The 15,664-nt window shown below is 56.1% G+C and carries 14 protein-coding genes; 8 read left to right on the top strand and 6 right to left on the bottom strand.

Annotated features, from left to right (window positions below):
- Positions 1-7 precede the first annotated feature (7 nt).
- Together hslU and MXF20_RS20410 are read left to right on the top strand one after the other, a co-directional pair.
- On the top strand, positions 8-1,342 hold the full coding sequence (gene hslU / locus MXF20_RS20415) for an HslU--HslV peptidase ATPase subunit (RefSeq protein WP_325971149.1): 1,335 nt from the start codon (positions 8-10) through the stop codon (positions 1,340-1,342).
- Positions 1,343-1,492: 150 nt separating this feature from the next.
- Complete coding sequence (locus MXF20_RS20410; RefSeq protein WP_325971148.1) at positions 1,493-1,855, top strand: YibL family ribosome-associated protein; 363 nt, start codon at positions 1,493-1,495, stop codon at positions 1,853-1,855.
- Positions 1,856-1,861: 6 nt separating this feature from the next.
- Here the strand turns inward: MXF20_RS20410 and MXF20_RS20405 are convergent, their stop codons facing one another.
- The 3 genes from MXF20_RS20405 to MXF20_RS20395 form a co-directional block, all read right to left on the bottom strand.
- Positions 1,862-2,824, bottom strand: coding sequence for a VirK/YbjX family protein (locus MXF20_RS20405; protein ID WP_325971147.1), 963 nt, complete (start codon positions 2,822-2,824; stop codon positions 1,862-1,864).
- A 178-nt stretch (positions 2,825-3,002) separates the two neighbouring features.
- Positions 3,003-3,620 carry a superoxide dismutase [Mn] gene (gene sodA / locus MXF20_RS20400; protein WP_325971146.1) on the bottom strand — a complete coding sequence of 206 codons (618 nt, stop codon included), beginning with the start codon at positions 3,618-3,620 and terminating at the stop codon, positions 3,003-3,005.
- Positions 3,621-3,778: 158 nt separating this feature from the next.
- Entirely contained in the window at positions 3,779-4,804 is a 1,026-nt protein-coding gene (locus MXF20_RS20395) for a LacI family DNA-binding transcriptional regulator (RefSeq protein ID WP_325971144.1), read from the bottom strand.
- A gap of 312 nt (positions 4,805-5,116) precedes the next feature.
- Here MXF20_RS20395 and MXF20_RS20390 point away from each other — a divergent pair, with 312 nt between their 5' ends.
- From MXF20_RS20390 to alsE, 4 genes are read left to right on the top strand one after another with little or no spacing between them, the layout of a single operon-like run.
- Complete coding sequence (locus MXF20_RS20390; RefSeq protein ID WP_325971142.1) at positions 5,117-5,557, top strand: PTS sugar transporter subunit IIA; 441 nt, start codon at positions 5,117-5,119, stop codon at positions 5,555-5,557.
- A 19-nt stretch (positions 5,558-5,576) separates the two neighbouring features.
- Positions 5,577-5,843 (top strand): PTS sugar transporter subunit IIB, encoded by a 267-nt coding sequence (locus MXF20_RS20385; protein ID WP_021313417.1) that lies wholly within the window; start codon positions 5,577-5,579, stop codon positions 5,841-5,843.
- Positions 5,844-5,878: 35 nt separating this feature from the next.
- Positions 5,879-7,141 carry a PTS ascorbate transporter subunit IIC gene (locus tag MXF20_RS20380; protein WP_325971141.1) on the top strand — a complete coding sequence of 421 codons (1,263 nt, stop codon included), beginning with the start codon at positions 5,879-5,881 and terminating at the stop codon, positions 7,139-7,141.
- A 50-nt stretch (positions 7,142-7,191) separates the two neighbouring features.
- On the top strand, positions 7,192-7,872 hold the full coding sequence (gene alsE / locus MXF20_RS20375; RefSeq protein ID WP_325971140.1) for a D-allulose 6-phosphate 3-epimerase: 681 nt from the start codon (positions 7,192-7,194) through the stop codon (positions 7,870-7,872).
- A 93-nt stretch (positions 7,873-7,965) separates the two neighbouring features.
- Here alsE and MXF20_RS20370 read toward each other — a convergent pair whose 3' ends face one another.
- Entirely contained in the window at positions 7,966-9,306 is a 1,341-nt protein-coding gene (locus tag MXF20_RS20370; protein WP_325971139.1) for an aspartate aminotransferase family protein, read from the bottom strand.
- 173 nt (positions 9,307-9,479) lie between these two features.
- Here MXF20_RS20370 and MXF20_RS20365 point away from each other — a divergent pair, with 173 nt between their 5' ends.
- Positions 9,480-10,253 carry a DeoR/GlpR family DNA-binding transcription regulator gene (locus tag MXF20_RS20365; protein WP_325971138.1) on the top strand — a complete coding sequence of 258 codons (774 nt, stop codon included), beginning with the start codon at positions 9,480-9,482 and terminating at the stop codon, positions 10,251-10,253.
- 63 nt (positions 10,254-10,316) lie between these two features.
- Here the strand turns inward: MXF20_RS20365 and MXF20_RS20360 are convergent, their stop codons facing one another.
- Together MXF20_RS20360 and fdhD are read right to left on the bottom strand one after the other, a co-directional pair.
- Positions 10,317-11,432: a glycosyltransferase family 9 protein gene (locus tag MXF20_RS20360; protein WP_325971136.1), complete on the bottom strand. Its 1,116-nt coding sequence runs from the start codon at positions 11,430-11,432 to the stop codon at positions 10,317-10,319.
- Positions 11,433-11,637: 205 nt separating this feature from the next.
- The gene (gene fdhD / locus MXF20_RS20355) at positions 11,638-12,468 is read right to left on the bottom strand and encodes a formate dehydrogenase accessory sulfurtransferase FdhD (protein WP_325971135.1); all 831 of its coding nucleotides are present in this window, start codon (positions 12,466-12,468) and stop codon (positions 11,638-11,640) included.
- A gap of 143 nt (positions 12,469-12,611) precedes the next feature.
- Here fdhD and fdnG point away from each other — a divergent pair, with 143 nt between their 5' ends.
- Entirely contained in the window at positions 12,612-15,659 is a 3,048-nt protein-coding gene (gene fdnG, locus MXF20_RS20350; RefSeq protein WP_325971134.1) for a formate dehydrogenase-N subunit alpha, read from the top strand.
- The last annotated feature ends 5 nt before the right edge of the window (positions 15,660-15,664 follow it).

Raw genomic sequence — 15,664 nt, 5'->3', positions numbered from 1 at the left:
CAAAATCATGTCTGAGATGACTCCACGCGAGATTGTCAGCGAGCTTAACCGCTTTATCATCGGCCAGGACGGCGCCAAAAAAGCGGTCGCCATTGCGCTGCGTAACCGCTGGCGCCGCATGCAGCTTGACGAAGAGCTGCGCCATGAAGTGACACCCAAAAATATCCTGATGATCGGCCCGACCGGCGTCGGTAAAACCGAAATCGCCCGCCGTCTGGCGAAGCTGGCCAACGCGCCGTTCATCAAAGTTGAAGCCACCAAATTCACCGAAGTCGGCTATGTCGGGAAAGAAGTGGATTCGATTATTCGCGATCTGACGGACTCCGCCATCAAGATGGTGCGCAGCCAGGCGATCGAGAAAAACAAATACCGCGCTGAAGAGATGGCAGAAGATCGCATTCTGGATGTGCTGATCCCGCCGGCAAAAAACAACTGGGGCCAGCCGGAGCAGAGCGCTGAGCCGTCTGCCGCACGCCAGTCGTTCCGCAAAAAGCTGCGTGAAGGCCAGCTGGATGACAAAGAGATTGAAATCGATCTGGCTGCCGCGCCGATGGGCGTTGAAATCATGGCGCCTCCGGGCATGGAAGAGATGACCAGCCAGCTGCAGTCGATGTTCCAGAACCTCGGCGGCCAGAAGCAGAAACCGCGTAAGCTGAAAATCAAAGACGCGATGAAGCTGCTGATTGAAGAAGAAGCGGCCAAGCTGGTGAACCCGGAAGAGCTGAAGCAGGACGCCATCGACGCGGTTGAACAGCACGGTATCGTGTTTATCGACGAAATCGACAAAATCTGTAAGCGCGGCGGCCAGTCGTCGGGCCCGGATGTGTCCCGTGAAGGCGTACAGCGCGACCTGCTGCCGCTGGTAGAAGGCTGCACCGTGTCAACCAAACACGGCATGGTCAAAACCGACCATATTCTGTTCATCGCATCCGGCGCGTTCCAGGTGGCCAGCCCGTCGGATCTGATTCCGGAGCTGCAGGGTCGTCTGCCGATTCGCGTTGAGCTGCAGGCGCTGACGGTCAATGATTTCGAACGCATCCTGACCGAGCCGAACGCGTCCGTGACCGTACAGTACAAAGCGCTGATGGGCACCGAAGGCGTTAACGTTGAATTCACCGAAGACGGCATCCGTCGCATCGCCGAAGCGGCGTGGCAGGTGAATGAAACCACCGAAAACATCGGTGCGCGTCGTCTGCACACCGTGCTGGAGCGTCTGATGGAAGACATCTCCTACGACGCCAGCGATCGCCACGGCGATTCGATCACCATTGATGCGGAATATGTTGGTCAGCATCTGGATGAACTGGTGGCCGACGAAGACCTCAGCCGCTTCATTCTGTAAGTCCGACAAATACCCAGCCCGTGCGCTGGGTATTTTTTTGCCCGCACGCCGCGCCGTGCCTTATTTTCCCGTGGCGTCTGTTGTCGCTGCGCTGCAAAAGCGCGCGGATTTGATGTATCCTTTGCCTGTTTTCCTTAATGAGTTTTCCCAATGAAAGAACAAGAAAAAGCCGAGATTAAACGTCTCAGCGACCAGCTCGACGCGCTGAATCGCAAAGAACCGCAGCTGCTGGAAGCGGGCGATGCCGAAAAACTTGGCGCGCTGCTGAAAGAGAAAGAGACACTGGTGCAGGAGATTGAGCGTCTGCGCAACGTGCGCGAAGAGAAGCTGAGCAAAGAAGCGCAGCAGCTGCAAAAGCTGCCGTTCAGCCGCGAGATCACCAAAAAAGAGCAGGCCAACATGGGCGCGCTGAAGAAAAGCGTGCGCGGCCTGGTGGTGGTACACCCGATGACCGCGCTGGGGCGTGAGATGGGGCTGAAGGTGATGACCGGCTACGCAAAGCAGCCGTTCTGATCACCGTTACGCGGCGTGGGCCACGTCGCGTTCTGCCCCGGCGGCCTGCAGCACCTGCTGCGCCAGCGTATCCAGCAAGGCATAGCGGCGGCGATACTCCGCGCGCTTCTTGCTGGCAATCTCTTCCAGATCTTTACGTGCCATGCTCAGCGGCAGCGTAAACAGCTCATCGCGACGCATTTCCCCGCCCAGTGACAGCCAGAACTCGCTATAGCTGGCAAAGAATTTATCGCCTTTACTGTGACGGTAGCGCAGGCTGCGGAAAACATGGGTGGTATCGCCGACCGCGGTAATGGCCTGTACGCCGCACTGTGCCGCCAGAATAAATACCGCTTCCATCAGCAGACGCTTAGGAAATACGCCGTGCGCGGCTTTGGTGGCATCGCGAATAACGTCACTGGAAATATGTTTCCGCGGCCCCTGCAAGCCCCCAATTAATAGCGTGCGCTGCTGCTGTTCCTGAATAATAGAGAATGACAGCGAGGCCAGGGTAATATCCTGATAATTCAGCAGCAGCGTAATTTCCCCTTCCCGGTCGTAATGGCCGGAGCAGCAATAAAGCGCAAATTGCTCTTCGTTTTTGCCGCTGAAACGGGCAAGCAGATTTCCGCTCGGGCTTAGCAGCAACTGACGCAGCTGATTATTCTCCAGCCGGTCCACCAGCTGATAATGATCGAGAATCGCCTGCGCACGCTGCGCCACGCTGAAACCGGCGCGCAGATAGGGACGATGCGGCTTGGCCGGCAGTAAGCCCTGGCTGGTTAACAGCTGCGGCAAAAAAGAGAGTTTTGCCAGCTGATGAAGATAATTAAAGGTGGTCAGGGGAAATACCGCTGACCTTAAGGCAAATTTCAGGCGAAATTGCTGGCTATTCCACAGCTTATTTGGCCGCAGCTTTCCACTGACTAATGGCATAAACAGCGCTGCCGACGAAACGGAGTCCGGCTCAGAATGTGTAATAATAGACATGATTATTTTTTACGTCGCGAGATAACTGAAAGCTACTGTATGCCCCAAATTATCAACGGCGCGTTAATAACCATTTTTGCGTCATCATGACGTGGTGTTTGTTGAGCTGCGGTTTAGAATAGCGATAAAAAAACCGGTGCACGCAGGCACCGGTTATTCATCGGGCGTCAGCCAGAACTTATTTTGCCGAGGCGAAACGGGCAGCCGCTTCGTCCCAGTTCACCACGTTCCAGAACGCTTTGATGTAGTCAGGGCGCTTGTTCTGATACTTCAGATAGTAAGCGTGCTCCCACACATCCAGACCAATGATTGGGAAACCCGACACGCCAGCGATCGCTTCGCCCATCAGCGGGTTGTCCTGGTTAGCGGTTGAAACGACCGCCAGTTTGTCGCCTTTTTTCACCAGCCACGCCCAGCCAGAGCCAAAACGGGTCGCGGCCGCTTTCTCGAACTCTTCCTGGAATTTCTCAACGCTACCGAAATCTTTTTCGATTGCCGCTTTCAGGTCGCCCTGCAGCGTGGTACCGGTTTTCAGGCCTTTCCAGAACAGGCTGTGGTTAGCGTGGCCGCCGGCGTTATTACGCAGTGGGCCTTTTTTGTCTGCTGGCAGCTGATCCAGTTTGGTGATCAGTTCATCAACCGGCAGGTCAGCGAATTCGGTACCTTCCAGCGCCGCGTTGGCGTTGTTAACGTAGGTCTGGTGGTGTTTAGTGTGATGGATTTCCATCGTCTGCTTGTCGAAGTGCGGTTCCAGTGCGTCGTAGGCGTACGGCAGGGATGGCAGTGAATAACTCATGTTCTTCCTCTCCATTTAGTGTTTGGCAGCACAACCTTGCTGGTGTGCCGCATAAGCAGTCGGATCATTATAGTTAAAATCATGATCCGGAAAAGGGTTATCAATGCCTTAGTAATGATAAGGATTTGATCAATCTGGCAAAAGGTGCGCACACACGGCTACACCTTGTGGGTACTGGCGCGCAGCTTGAGCTGCACCGGCAGCTCGTTGATGGCAGGCGGCTCGTCGCCGTCGAGCGCCGCCAGCAGGCGTTTACCGGCCATGCGCCCCATCTCCTCGTACGGCAGCACAATGCTGGTCAGCGGCGGCGAACACACTGCCGCCAGCGGACCGCCACCGATGCTGGCAATCGCCAGCTGGCTGGGCACCGAAATGCCCGCCGCGTGACAGGCCATGATGGCGCCGCACGCCACTTCATCGCTGGTACAGATCAGCACATCCAGTTCCGGCCAGGTGAGGCGGATCTCTGCCAGCAGGCTGTGGCCGGCGGCAAAGGTGGGCATTTTCGGTGAGGTCACCACGCGATGCGGCGCCAGATTCAGCGCCAGCATCCCGCTGTGCCAGCCGTTGAGCAGCTGGCGGAAAATGGTGCTGTGCGTTTGCGTACACAGCAGGCCGGGATGACGATAGCCGCGCTCAACCAGGCTGTTTACCAGCTGACGAATCGCTTTGGCGTAGTCCACGCCAATGCTGATGCCGGCGGAATCCTGATGCACGCCGCCGATGTCCATCACCGGCAGGCCGGAGTTGCTCAGCAGACGCTGCGCCTCGGCAGCATTATCAAAGTTGAAGTGCACCATCGCAGCCGGATTATATGAGAGCAGCATCTCAATCAGCTCGCTCTCTTCCGCCGCCGAGTGATTGGCTTCGGCCAGCATCATGTTATAGCCCTGCGGCCGCAGCACTTCCTGCAGCGCCTCTGACACAATCGCGCTGCCCGGCGTAGCAAAAGAGGGCACCACCATGGTGATCAGCCGCGACGAGGCCGACGCCAGATTGCGCGCCTGCACGTTGGGCACATAGGCCAGTTCCGCGACGGCTGCGTCGATCCTTGCACGAATTTCGGGCGACACTTTCTCCGGCATACGCAAGGCGCGCGACGCAGTCATGGCGCTGACACCGACCAAACGGGCAACATCGGCCAGCGTGCTTTTGCCGGTACTGCGCCGTCGTTTTTCTGTCATGCGTTCTCCTGTCTCTACCCTGCTGGTTCCGGGTAGCGCTCGATTTATCCGCACGCAGCTTAAAACCAAAAGCAAATTGGTGCCATGTTAAAAACCACAGAATCGGGCATGTCTCATTGGCTGCGTGATTTTCGCTGGCCTGAGCATGTCACCCCCGCCTCAGCGTGACAAACCGCGCGCGCAAAAATGTTATCGCTAACACACTTTTTAACATCATTCGTGTTAGCGCTAACTTTTGCGAGCAACATCACAGAACCCAGGCGATAAAATCACCTACAGTGCACCGCATCGACGAATAACCAGGAATTACTGATGCTCACTCAATGGCTGACCCCGCAACATATCCGTGTGGTAGACACCGTTAGCGACTGGCAGGAAGCGGTACGCTTATCCGCCGAGCCGCTGCTGGCGGAGGGAGCAATCACGCCCGCCTACCTTGATGCGATCTTTACCTCGCACGCTGAGCTGGGGCCTTATTATGTGCTGGCGCCGGGGCTGGCGATGCCGCATGCGCGTCCTGAACAGGGTGCCCGTAAGAACGGCCTGTCGCTGCTGCACGTGAAACAGGGCGTGAATTTTGCCGCCGATGAAAACGACCCGGTGTTTGTCGTTATTATGCTGTGCGCCCTGTCTGGCGACGATCATATTCAGATGATCACCGCGCTGGCTGGCCTGTTCAGCGATGAATCCCGCCTGCAGCAATTGCTGTCGGCATCGACCCTGCCAGCGATTGAAGCTGTCATTAAAGATTAATCACCAGAGAAACATCAAAATGAAAAAAGTACTGATTGTGTGTGGAAACGGTTTAGGCAGCAGTTTCATTGTTGAAATGAACGTGAAGAAAATTATTAAGGAACTGGGTAAAGAGGCCGAAGTGGGTCATACCGATTTAACCTCCGCCAAATCTGAGCAGGCCGACATCATTATCAGCGCCAAAGATATTGCTGACCAGCTGTCAAGCCACAGCGCACAGGTATTTGGCCTGAGCAATTTACTGGATAACGCCAGAATTAAAGAAATTCTCGCCGACAACCTGTAAATGATCCGACGAAATTTACTCACACGGAGTAATGTATGCTGCAGTTTATAATTAAGGATGTTCTTGGAACACCCGCTATACTTGTCGGCCTTTTTTCCCTGTTTGGTTTATTACTGCAAAAGAAACCGGTATCCGATGTGATTTCCGGTACGCTAAAAACCATCATGGGTTTTGTTATTCTTATCGCCGGGGCCAACTTAATTGCGGCCACCCTGACCATCTTCAGTCAGCTGTTCGAGCATTCGTTTAATATTCAGGGCGTGGTGCCCAATACCGATGCGATGGCCGCGCTGGCACAGAAAAACTACGGTACCGAAACCGCGATGATCATGGTGTTCGGTATGCTGGTGAATATTGTGCTGGCGCGCATCACGCCGCTGAAATACATCTTCCTGACCGGGCACCACACGCTGTATATGTCGGCCATGCTGGCGGTGATCCTGTCGGTGGGCGGCGTGCACGGCTTCTGGCTGGTGCTGATTGGCTCGCTAATCCTCGGCACCATGATGGTGGTCAGTCCGGCGATTCTGCAGCCGTTCACCCGTAAAATCACCAACTCGGACGATCTGGCGCTCGGCCACTTTGGCTCTACCGGCTACCTGCTGTCGGCGCTGGTCGGCAAAGCAGTGGGCAAAGGCAGCCCGTCAATTGAAGAGCTGAAAGTACCGAAAACCCTCAACTTCCTGCGCGACTCATCCGTGGCGATTTCGCTGACCATGATGATTCTGTTTGTCGCGCTGGTACTGGTCGCCGGTAAAGAGTTTACCGAAAGCCAGGTGAGCGGTGGCCAGAACTTCATCGTCTTCGCCATTATTCAGTCGATCACCTTTGCTGCCGGGGTTTACATCATTCTTGCCGGTGTGCGCATGGTGATTGCGGAGATCGTCCCGGCGTTTAAAGGCATCGCCGATAAGCTGGTGCCAAACGCGAAGCCAGCGCTGGATTGCCCGACGGTCTTCCCGTTTGCGCCGAACGCCGTGATCATCGGCTTCCTGTGCAGCTTCGCCGCCGGTCTGATCAGCATGTTCCTGTGCCCGCTGTTTGGTCTGAGCGTGATTGTGCCGGGCCTGGTGCCGCACTTCTTCTGCGGCGCGACCGCTGGCGTGTACGGCAACATCACCGGCGGACGGCGCGGTGCCATCATCGGTTCCTTTGTGCAGGGCCTGTTAATCTCCTTCCTGCCGGCGATTCTGCTGCCGCTGATGGGCGACCTCGGCTTTGCCTCCACCACCTTTGGCGATGCGGACTTCGGTATCGTTGGCATTGTGCTCGGCCATATTATTTCGTTCTTCCATTGATGTCACAAACAGCGCCTGCGGGCGCTGTTTGCGTAATGAGGAAATAAATCATGAACGCCCGCTTTTCACCGTCCCTGATGTGCATGGATTTGACCCGCTTCCGCGAGCAGATTGAAGCGATGAACGCCAGCGCCTCGTTCTATCATGTCGATATCATGGATGGCAGCTACGTGAAGAATATTACGCTGTCGCCGTTCTTTATTGAGAACCTGCGTAAAATTACCGATGTGCCTATCGATGTGCATTTAATGGTGAATCACCCGGAAGATATTATTCCGATGTGCATTGACGCCGGCGCGGATATTATCAGTTTCCATCCGGAAACCGCGAATAACAAAATTTTCCGTCTGCTGACGCAAATCAAAGAGGCTGGCCGTCGCTGCGGCGTGGTGCTCAACCCGGCGACGCCGGCGGAGAGCATTCGTGAATATGCGCATCTGCTGGATAAAGTCACGGTGATGTCGGTCGATCCTGGCTTCGCCGGACAGAAATTCATTCCGGAAACGCTGAACAAAATTCGCCAGCTGATCGCCATGCGGGAAACGCACGGTTATCACTATCTGACCGAAATTGATGGGTCGTGCAATGCGCGCACCTTTAAGCAGATTGCCGCCTCTGGCGTCGACGTATTTATTGTCGGCACCTCCGGCCTGTTCAATCTTGACGATGATGTGGCGCAGGCGTGGCAGAAGATGGAGCAGATTTTTGCCCAGGAAACTGCAGCAGCGTGATGTCCTTTCAATATATGCCAGATACGCATTCACGCGCGTCTGGCACATTATGCTGAAGGGTCGCCATTCATGGCGACCTGGATATCTCGCTAATTAACGCCCCAGCTCGGTCAGCGACTTATCCAGCGCTCCCACCAGCCAGTCGATATCACCGCTCTGGAACGCCAGCGGCGGACGCAGTTTCAGCACGTTGCCGTACGGCCCGGCCACTGACGTCAGTACATGGTGATCGCGCAGCTTCTCGATTAAATCCAGTGCCAGCGCTTTATCCGGCGTCTTGCTGGCGCGATCCTGCACCAGTTCAAACCCGATAAACAGCCCGGCACCGCGCACATCACCAATGCAGTCATGGCGATCCATCAGCTTGTGCAGCTCCGCCAGCAGCTGCGCGCCGACCACACGGCTGTGCTCCTGCAGCCCCTCTTCCTGAATCACCGTCAGCACCGCCTGCGCAGCCGCCATCGCCACCGGGTTACCGCCGAAAGTATTGAAGTAAGGGATCTCATCGCTGAACGCCGCCAGCACGTCGCCCTTCGCCAGCAGGCCGGAGACCGGAATGCCGTTGCCCATCGGCTTACCGGTGGTGACCACATCCGGCACCACGCCGTGACGGGCAAAGCCCCAGAAGGCATCGCCGGTGCGGGCAAAGCCAGGCTGCACTTCATCGGCGATAAAAATGCCGCCGTTAGCATGCACCACATCCACCGCTTGTTGCAGGAATCCGCGCGGATTAGGCAACACGCCGTCGGAGGAGAAGATCGAGTCGGCGAGGAAACCGGCGAATTTAATGCCGTGCGCCTTCATATCATCAATCTGCTGCTGAATCTGGTCGGCGAACCATGCACCGAGGTCGGGCGCATCGACACGATAAGCATCCGGCGGTGGCACCAGGCGAGTGGTCGCTGCCAGCGGCTGACCGCTGCCGAGCGCCGGCGATGCGCCGGAGGTTAAATCGCTGGTGCCGTGGTACGCCTCCTGCGAGACAATAATGCCGGTACCGCCGCTCCAGGCGCGCGCCACGCGGATCGCCAGGTCGTTGGCTTCCGAACCGGTACACATATACATGGCGCGATCGATGGCATCCGGCGTGGTCGCCAGTAACGCTTCGCTGTAGTCGAGAATGCGCTCGTGCAGATAACGCGTGTGGGTGTTCAGCATCTTCATCTGCTGATTCACCGCCTCAATCACCGCCGGATGACAGTGGCCGATACTCGCCACATTGTTATACACATCCAGATATTTGTTACCCGCCGCATCCCACAAATACTGCCCTTCGCCGCGAACCAGATGCACCGGCTTGCGATAAAACAGACGATACGATTCGCCCAGCACTTTACTGCGCTTATCCGTCAGAGTGCGGGTGGCCGTATCCAGCGCGTCGGCGTGCTCAGCGCGAAAACTGTTGGTATCCATGATGGTGGAACGTGTAGCCATGGGAACTCCCGTTGCGAAGGTGAAAGGGGTGCATGCAGCATGTTGTCTGTGAACATCATGCCCGCTTCAGCGAAAAATGCAACCAAATACACAAATACAACCAAATACACATGACGCCATGATGACACTCAGGTAAGCTTAGGCCCAGCTTCACTCTGCCACAGGGAAACGTCATGCTGCAGGAAACCCGGTTACATCGCATCCGCGCGCTGTTAAGCACGCAACATCAGCTCAGCACCGAACGCATTATCAAAGAGCTGGGCATTTCGCGGGAAACGGCGCGGCGCGACATTATTTCGCTGGAGGCGCAGGGTCTGGCGCGCCGCGTGCACGGCGGTCTGGTGGCGCTGGAGAGCCCGCCGGAGCCACCGCTGCAGGTACGGCGCAACGCGCAGGCAAAAGAAAAACGCGCGATTGCCGCCGCCGCCGTCCAGCATCTGCAACCCGGCCAGACGCTGTTTCTCGATGCCGGCACCACCACCACGCTGCTGGCTGAAGCGCTGCGCACCATGTCCGGCCTGACCATCATCACCAACAGTCTGCAGGCGGCACTGGCGCTGAGCGCGGCCGAAGAGCATGAAACGCTGAATAATCAGGTGCTGCTGCTGGGCGGCATGATGATGGCCGGCGCGCAGCAGACGCGGGGAGAAATGACGGTAGGGGAAATTTATCGTTATCGCGCCGACGTGGCGTTGCTGTCACCGGTGGGTATTGATGCGCGAAACGGTGCCAGCAGCTTCCACCCACATGAAGCCGCTATCGCGCGCGCCATGGTACAGCAGGCCAGCCGCACCCTGCTGCTGGCGGATCACAGCAAACTCGGCGTGATCAGCCGAACCCAGTACGCGCCGATTGGCGATATCGATCTGTTGATTTGCGACGGCGGCGCGGCAAAGCCTGGCGCGCTCAGCGCATTACAGCAGGCGTTAACGGTGCAGGTAGTGTAAAGGGGCTGGCAGTAGACGGCACAATGCATTGTCACCGTACTGACCGCACGGTGACATCATCAATTATGACTGGATCAGCGTCTGGATTTTTTGGCTTATTTTCTCAACCAGCCGTCCGTCATTTTTAAAAATAAACGCATCGGAAAATATCTGATGGCCGTTACTGTAACCGGGCGACCACAGCTGATTATTTTTTAATGAGTCCTGATAGATGCCCACCAGTGCTTTATTGTATGCCGCTGAGATATGCACCACCGCGGTATCGGGTGTGATCACGCAATCACTTTTCTTAACCGCAGCGAAAGCGTGGTACAGCGAGGGAACGCGATACACCTTTGCGGGATGCAGCGCTGCCTGATCCAGCGCGCCTTTGTGATCGAGTACCACGATATTGGTGGCCGCATCGTGCCTGACAATCGCCCCGATCAACTCACTCAGCTGCTGTTCAGAGAGATCACGATCGGCATGGCTGGCATAAATATTGATTAAAATATTATGCGCATCAGCGGAAAACATGCCGGACTGGTTAATGTCGGCATCGATTCGCTCGGGATAGAATATTTCATAATTCAATCCATCAACCGTCTCAACCTTGAGATAGTCCAGAACCGCACGATAAATATTTTTAACGTGATGATTAATGTGATCGAACTGAATGTTGATATCGTACGGCTTAAGCCAGCCAGGCTTGTTAAAGCCCAGCGTCAGCTTAGGATTGATGTCAGCAATCATTTTGGGCATATACAGCGCCGTTTGCCAGATAGCCGTATCGATCAATAAGTCGTAAGCATTTTCTCGCAGGATTCTAACAACATCATTCCCGATGGCGGTGTCATATTTATCGCAACGCTGACAATCGCTCAAACTTTCCGAGAGATACACGTTGTTAATATACGGATTATGCCTGAACAGGCTTTCATTTTCTTTGACTGCAAGAATATCCACACGGTATCCCGCAGCAAAAAGGCTCTTCAGAAAACAGGTCGAAACAATCGCATCGCCTATTTTACCTTCATTGCGAACCAGCAGAATAGATTTAATATCCTGTTTATCTTGCTTATTATCAGGCGATTTTTTCCATTTTCTTGCTGCAAAATAAAGATCAAGAGAATATTTAATCTCTTTCTTTAAATAATTACGCCTGCGATTCAGCTGCCGCAGCTTTTTTATGAAAGCCATAGTGGATATATTATTATTGATTGAGACGTTAATGATAGCGCATCAACTTCTGCATTCCTATCGAAAAGAATGTCACATTAAAAACTATTGCATGCATATTATTTAGCAGACTAACCAGAAAAAGCGTAGCGTAATAAAAGATTGCCTGACATCTCCCTGTACGCCGCACGCCGCGAACGGTGAGATTCGCGGCATGTATCGCTCATCAACCGTTAATCAGACGCTGCGGATGGCTGTACACTGTGGCGCGTCCCGGCTTAGAAAAACCGACCAGCGTCAGGTTGCAGCGTTCGGCGACGTCGACAGCCAGCTGGGTGGCGGCCGAGACGGCAAACAGGATCTCTACGCCGCACATGGCAGATTTTTGCACCATCTCATAGCTGGCACGGCTGGAAACCAGCACCGCGCCCTGCTGCCAGTGCTGCTGACTGCGCTGGCCCAGCAGTTTATCCAGCGCCACGTGGCGACCCACGTCTTCGCAGCCGCCCTGCAGTTCGCCCTGCGGCGACATCCATGCAGCGGCGTGCGTGCAGCCGGTCAGATTGCCGATGGGCTGGAAATCGCGCAGCTGTGCCAGGCCGTTATCAAGGCAGGCCAGATCGAAGGTCTGCGTAAACGGCAGCGGCTGCACCGGCTTGCCGATTTGATCCAGCTGCTCTACCCCGCATACGCCGCAACCGGTGCGGCCCGCCATGGCGCGGCGCTGCGCCTTGAGCGCCATAAAGCGCCGGCTGGAGAGTTCGATCTGCACTTCAATACCGTTGCAGCCCGGCACCACATCCATGCCATAGATTTCGCCGGGTTGCTCAATAATGCCTTCCGAGAGCGAAAAACCGAGCGCAAAAGCCGCCAGATTATCCGGCGTCGCCATCATCACCACATGTGAAATGCCGTTATAGACCAGCGCCACCGGCACTTCCTGCGCCAGCCAGTCGCTTTCCGCTTCGGTAATCGCGTGGCGCTGCCATACTATGGTCTGGCTCAGTCCTGCGATCTCATTCACATTCTGGTTACTTTTTTGCTGTTTCGCTTTCACTTCTCTCGTCTCGCATAACAACCACATTAAAGTAGTGGTAATATCAGGTCGCTTTTGACGCAATCCTGCGTGGAGCCATTCTGAACCCCGGCTCCATCCAGCGCAAAAAAATTATTACAGCAATGTCGACTCAAGGATTATCCATGAACGTCAGCCGAAGAAAATTCTTCAAGATCTGCGCTGGCGGTATGGCAGGAACCACGGCAGCCCTGCTCGGCTTTACGCCCGAAGCCGCGCTGGCGGAAACACGGCAGTACAAGTTGCTGCGTGCCCGCGAAACCCGTAATACCTGTACTTACTGCTCAGTCGGCTGTGGCCTGTTAATGTACAGCCTCGGCGATGGCGCAAAGAACGCCAAAGAGACCATTTTTCACATCGAAGGGGATCCGGACCATCCGGTGAGTCGCGGCGCGCTCTGCCCGAAAGGCGCGGGCCTGCTTGATTTTGTCCACAGCGACAGCCGTCTGAAATATCCGGAATACCGTGCGCCAGGCTCTGACAAATGGCAGCGCATCAGCTGGGATGATGCCTTTACGCGCATCGCGAAGCTGATGAAAGCCGACCGCGACGCCAACTTTATCGCGCAAAACGCCGCTGGCGTGACGGTGAACCGCTGGCTCTCTACCGGCATGCTGTGCGCTTCGGCCTCCAGCAATGAAACCGGCTACTTAACGCAAAAATTTACCCGATCGCTCGGTATGCTGGCGGTCGACAACCAGGCACGCGTCTGACACGGACCAACGGTAGCAAGTCTTGCTCCAACATTTGGTCGCGGTGCGATGACCAACCACTGGGTCGACATCCGTAATGCCAATCTGGTTGTGGTGATGGGCGGAAACGCTGCTGAGGCGCATCCGGTCGGTTTCCGCTGGGCGATGGAAGCCAAAATTCACAACAAAGCCAAACTGATTGTTATCGATCCGCGCTTTACGCGTACGGCATCGGTGGCAGATTTTTACACGCCGATCCGCTCCGGTACCGACATTGCCTTCCTGTCGGGCGTGCTGCTGTGGCTGATGCAGAATGACAAAATCCAGCATGAATATGTGCAGGCGTACACTAACGCCAGCCTGATCGTGCGGGAGGATTATCATTTTGATGACGGCCTGTTCAGCGGCTACGACGAAGCCAACCGCAAATATGACAAAACCAGCTGGAACTACGAGCTGGGTGACGACGGCTTTGCTAAACGCGATGACAGCCTGAGCCATCCGCGCTGCGTGTGGAATCTGCTGAAGCAGCACGTCAGCCGCTATACGCCGGAAATGGTCGAACGCATCTGCGGCACGCCAAAGGCGGATTTCCTGCACGTCTGTGAGCTGATTGGCGAAACCAGCGCGCGCGACCGCACCACCTCGTTCCTGTATGCGCTGGGCTGGACACAGCACTCGGTCGGGGCGCAGAACATCCGCACCATGGCGATGATCCAGCTGCTGCTGGGCAATATGGGGATGGCCGGCGGCGGCGTCAATGCGCTGCGCGGACACTCCAATATTCAGGGCCTGACCGACCTCGGCCTGCTGTCGCAGAGCCTGCCGGGCTACATGACGCTGCCGTCAGAAAAACAGACCGATCTCACCAGCTATCTGGCGGCGAACACGCCGAAGCCAACGCTGCCGGGCCAGGTGAATTACTGGGGCAACTACCCGAAATTCTTCGTCAGCATGATGAAAGCCTTCTTTGGCGACAAAGCGCAGGCGGAGAACAACTGGGGCTTTGACTGGCTGCCGAAGTGGGACAAAGGCTACGACGTGCTGCAGTACTTCGAGATGATGTCGCAGGGCAAGGTTAACGGCTATCTGTGCCAGGGCTTTAACCCGGTGGCGTCGTTCCCGAACAAGCGCAAAGTGATCGATTCGCTGTCGAAGCTGAAGTTCCTTGTCACTATCGACCCGCTCAACACCGAAACCTCGACCTTCTGGCAAAACCACGGCGAGTTTAACGATGTTGATCCGGCGAAGATTCAGACCGAAGTGTTCCGTCTGCCGTCGACCTGCTTTGCCGAGGAGAACGGCTCCATTGTTAACTCCGGCCGCTGGCTGCAGTGGCACTGGAAAGGTCAGGATGCGCCGGGCGAAGCGCTCAACGACGGCGAAATTCTCTCCGGTATCTATCTGCGCCTGCGTGAGATGTACGCACGCGAAGGTGGCGCGCAGCCAGAACCGGTTCTGAACATGACCTGGAACTACCTGACGCCCGACAATCCGGCCTCGGAAGAGGTGGCGATGGAGAGCAACGGCAAGGCGCTGGCGGATATCTACGATGACAAAGGCACGCTGCTGGTGAAAAAAGGCCAGCAGCTCAGCACCTTTGCCCATCTGAAAGATGATGGCAGCACCAGCAGCGGCTGCTGGATTTTCGCCGGCAGCTGGACGCCGGACGGTAACCAGATGGCGCGCCGCGATAACACCGATCCGAGCGGGCTGGGCAATACGCTGAACTGGAGCTGGGCGTGGCCGCTGAACCGCCGCATCCTGTATAACCGCGCCTCCGCCGACCCGCAGGGCAATCCGTGGGATCCGAAACGTCAGATCCTCAAATGGGATGGCAGCAAATGGGGCGGCATGGATATTCCGGACTACAGCACGGCCGCGCCGGGCAGCAATGTCGGGCCGTTTATCATGCAGCCGGAAGGCATGGGTCGCCTGTTCGCCATCGACAAAATGGCGGAAGGACCGTTCCCGGAGCACTACGAGCCGTTTGAAACGCCGCTTGGCACTAACCCGCTGCACCCTAACGTGGTCTCGAATCCGGCCGCACGCGTGTTCAAAGACGATCTGGCGGCGATGGGCAAAGCGGAGCAGTTCCCCTATGTCGGCACCACGTACCGTCTGACCGAGCATTTCCACTACTGGACCAAACACGCGTTGCTTAACGCCATCGCGCAGCCGGAACAGTTTGTGGAAATTGGTGAGAAGCTGGCGAACAAGCTCGGCATCGCTCAGGGCGATACGGTGAAGGTGAGTTCTAACCGGGGCTATATCAAAGCCAAAGCGGTGGTCACCAAGCGCCTGCGTCCGCTCAACGTCGATGGCAAAACTGTCGATACCATTGGCATCCCGATTCACTGGGGCTATCAGGGCGTGGCGAAAAAAGGCTTTATCGCCAATACCCTGACGCCGTTTGTCGGTGACGCCAACACGCAAACGCCAGAGTTTAAGGCGTTCCTGGTTAACGTCGAGAAGGTGTAACGGAG

Source organism: Pantoea dispersa (genome assembly GCF_035783935.1).
GTDB lineage: Bacteria > Pseudomonadota > Gammaproteobacteria > Enterobacterales > Enterobacteriaceae > Pantoea > Pantoea dispersa_C.
The sequence above is the reverse complement of the archived record's forward strand: the minus strand, read 5'-3'. Positions and strand labels throughout refer to the sequence as shown.

Bases quoted from the DNA above. Each gene is read 5' to 3' on its own strand.
- alsE (WP_325971140.1), top strand. From the start codon at position 7,192: ATGAACGCCCGCTTTTCACCGTCCCTGATGTGCATGGATTTGACCCGC.
- MXF20_RS20410 (WP_325971148.1), top strand. From the start codon at position 1,493: ATGAAAGAACAAGAAAAAGCCGAGATTAAACGTCTCAGCGACCAGCTC.
- MXF20_RS20390 (WP_325971142.1), top strand. From the start codon at position 5,117: ATGCTCACTCAATGGCTGACCCCGCAACATATCCGTGTGGTAGACACC.
- hslU (WP_325971149.1), top strand. From the start codon at position 8: ATGTCTGAGATGACTCCACGCGAGATTGTCAGCGAGCTTAACCGCTTT.
- MXF20_RS20405 (WP_325971147.1), bottom strand. From the start codon at position 2,824: ATGTCTATTATTACACATTCTGAGCCGGACTCCGTTTCGTCGGCAGCG.
- MXF20_RS20365 (WP_325971138.1), top strand. From the start codon at position 9,480: ATGCTGCAGGAAACCCGGTTACATCGCATCCGCGCGCTGTTAAGCACG.
- MXF20_RS20360 (WP_325971136.1), bottom strand. From the start codon at position 11,432: ATGGCTTTCATAAAAAAGCTGCGGCAGCTGAATCGCAGGCGTAATTAT.
- MXF20_RS20395 (WP_325971144.1), bottom strand. From the start codon at position 4,804: ATGACAGAAAAACGACGGCGCAGTACCGGCAAAAGCACGCTGGCCGAT.
- MXF20_RS20370 (WP_325971139.1), bottom strand. From the start codon at position 9,306: ATGGCTACACGTTCCACCATCATGGATACCAACAGTTTTCGCGCTGAG.
- MXF20_RS20380 (WP_325971141.1), top strand. From the start codon at position 5,879: ATGCTGCAGTTTATAATTAAGGATGTTCTTGGAACACCCGCTATACTT.
- sodA (WP_325971146.1), bottom strand. From the start codon at position 3,620: ATGAGTTATTCACTGCCATCCCTGCCGTACGCCTACGACGCACTGGAA.
- MXF20_RS20385 (WP_021313417.1), top strand. From the start codon at position 5,577: ATGAAAAAAGTACTGATTGTGTGTGGAAACGGTTTAGGCAGCAGTTTC.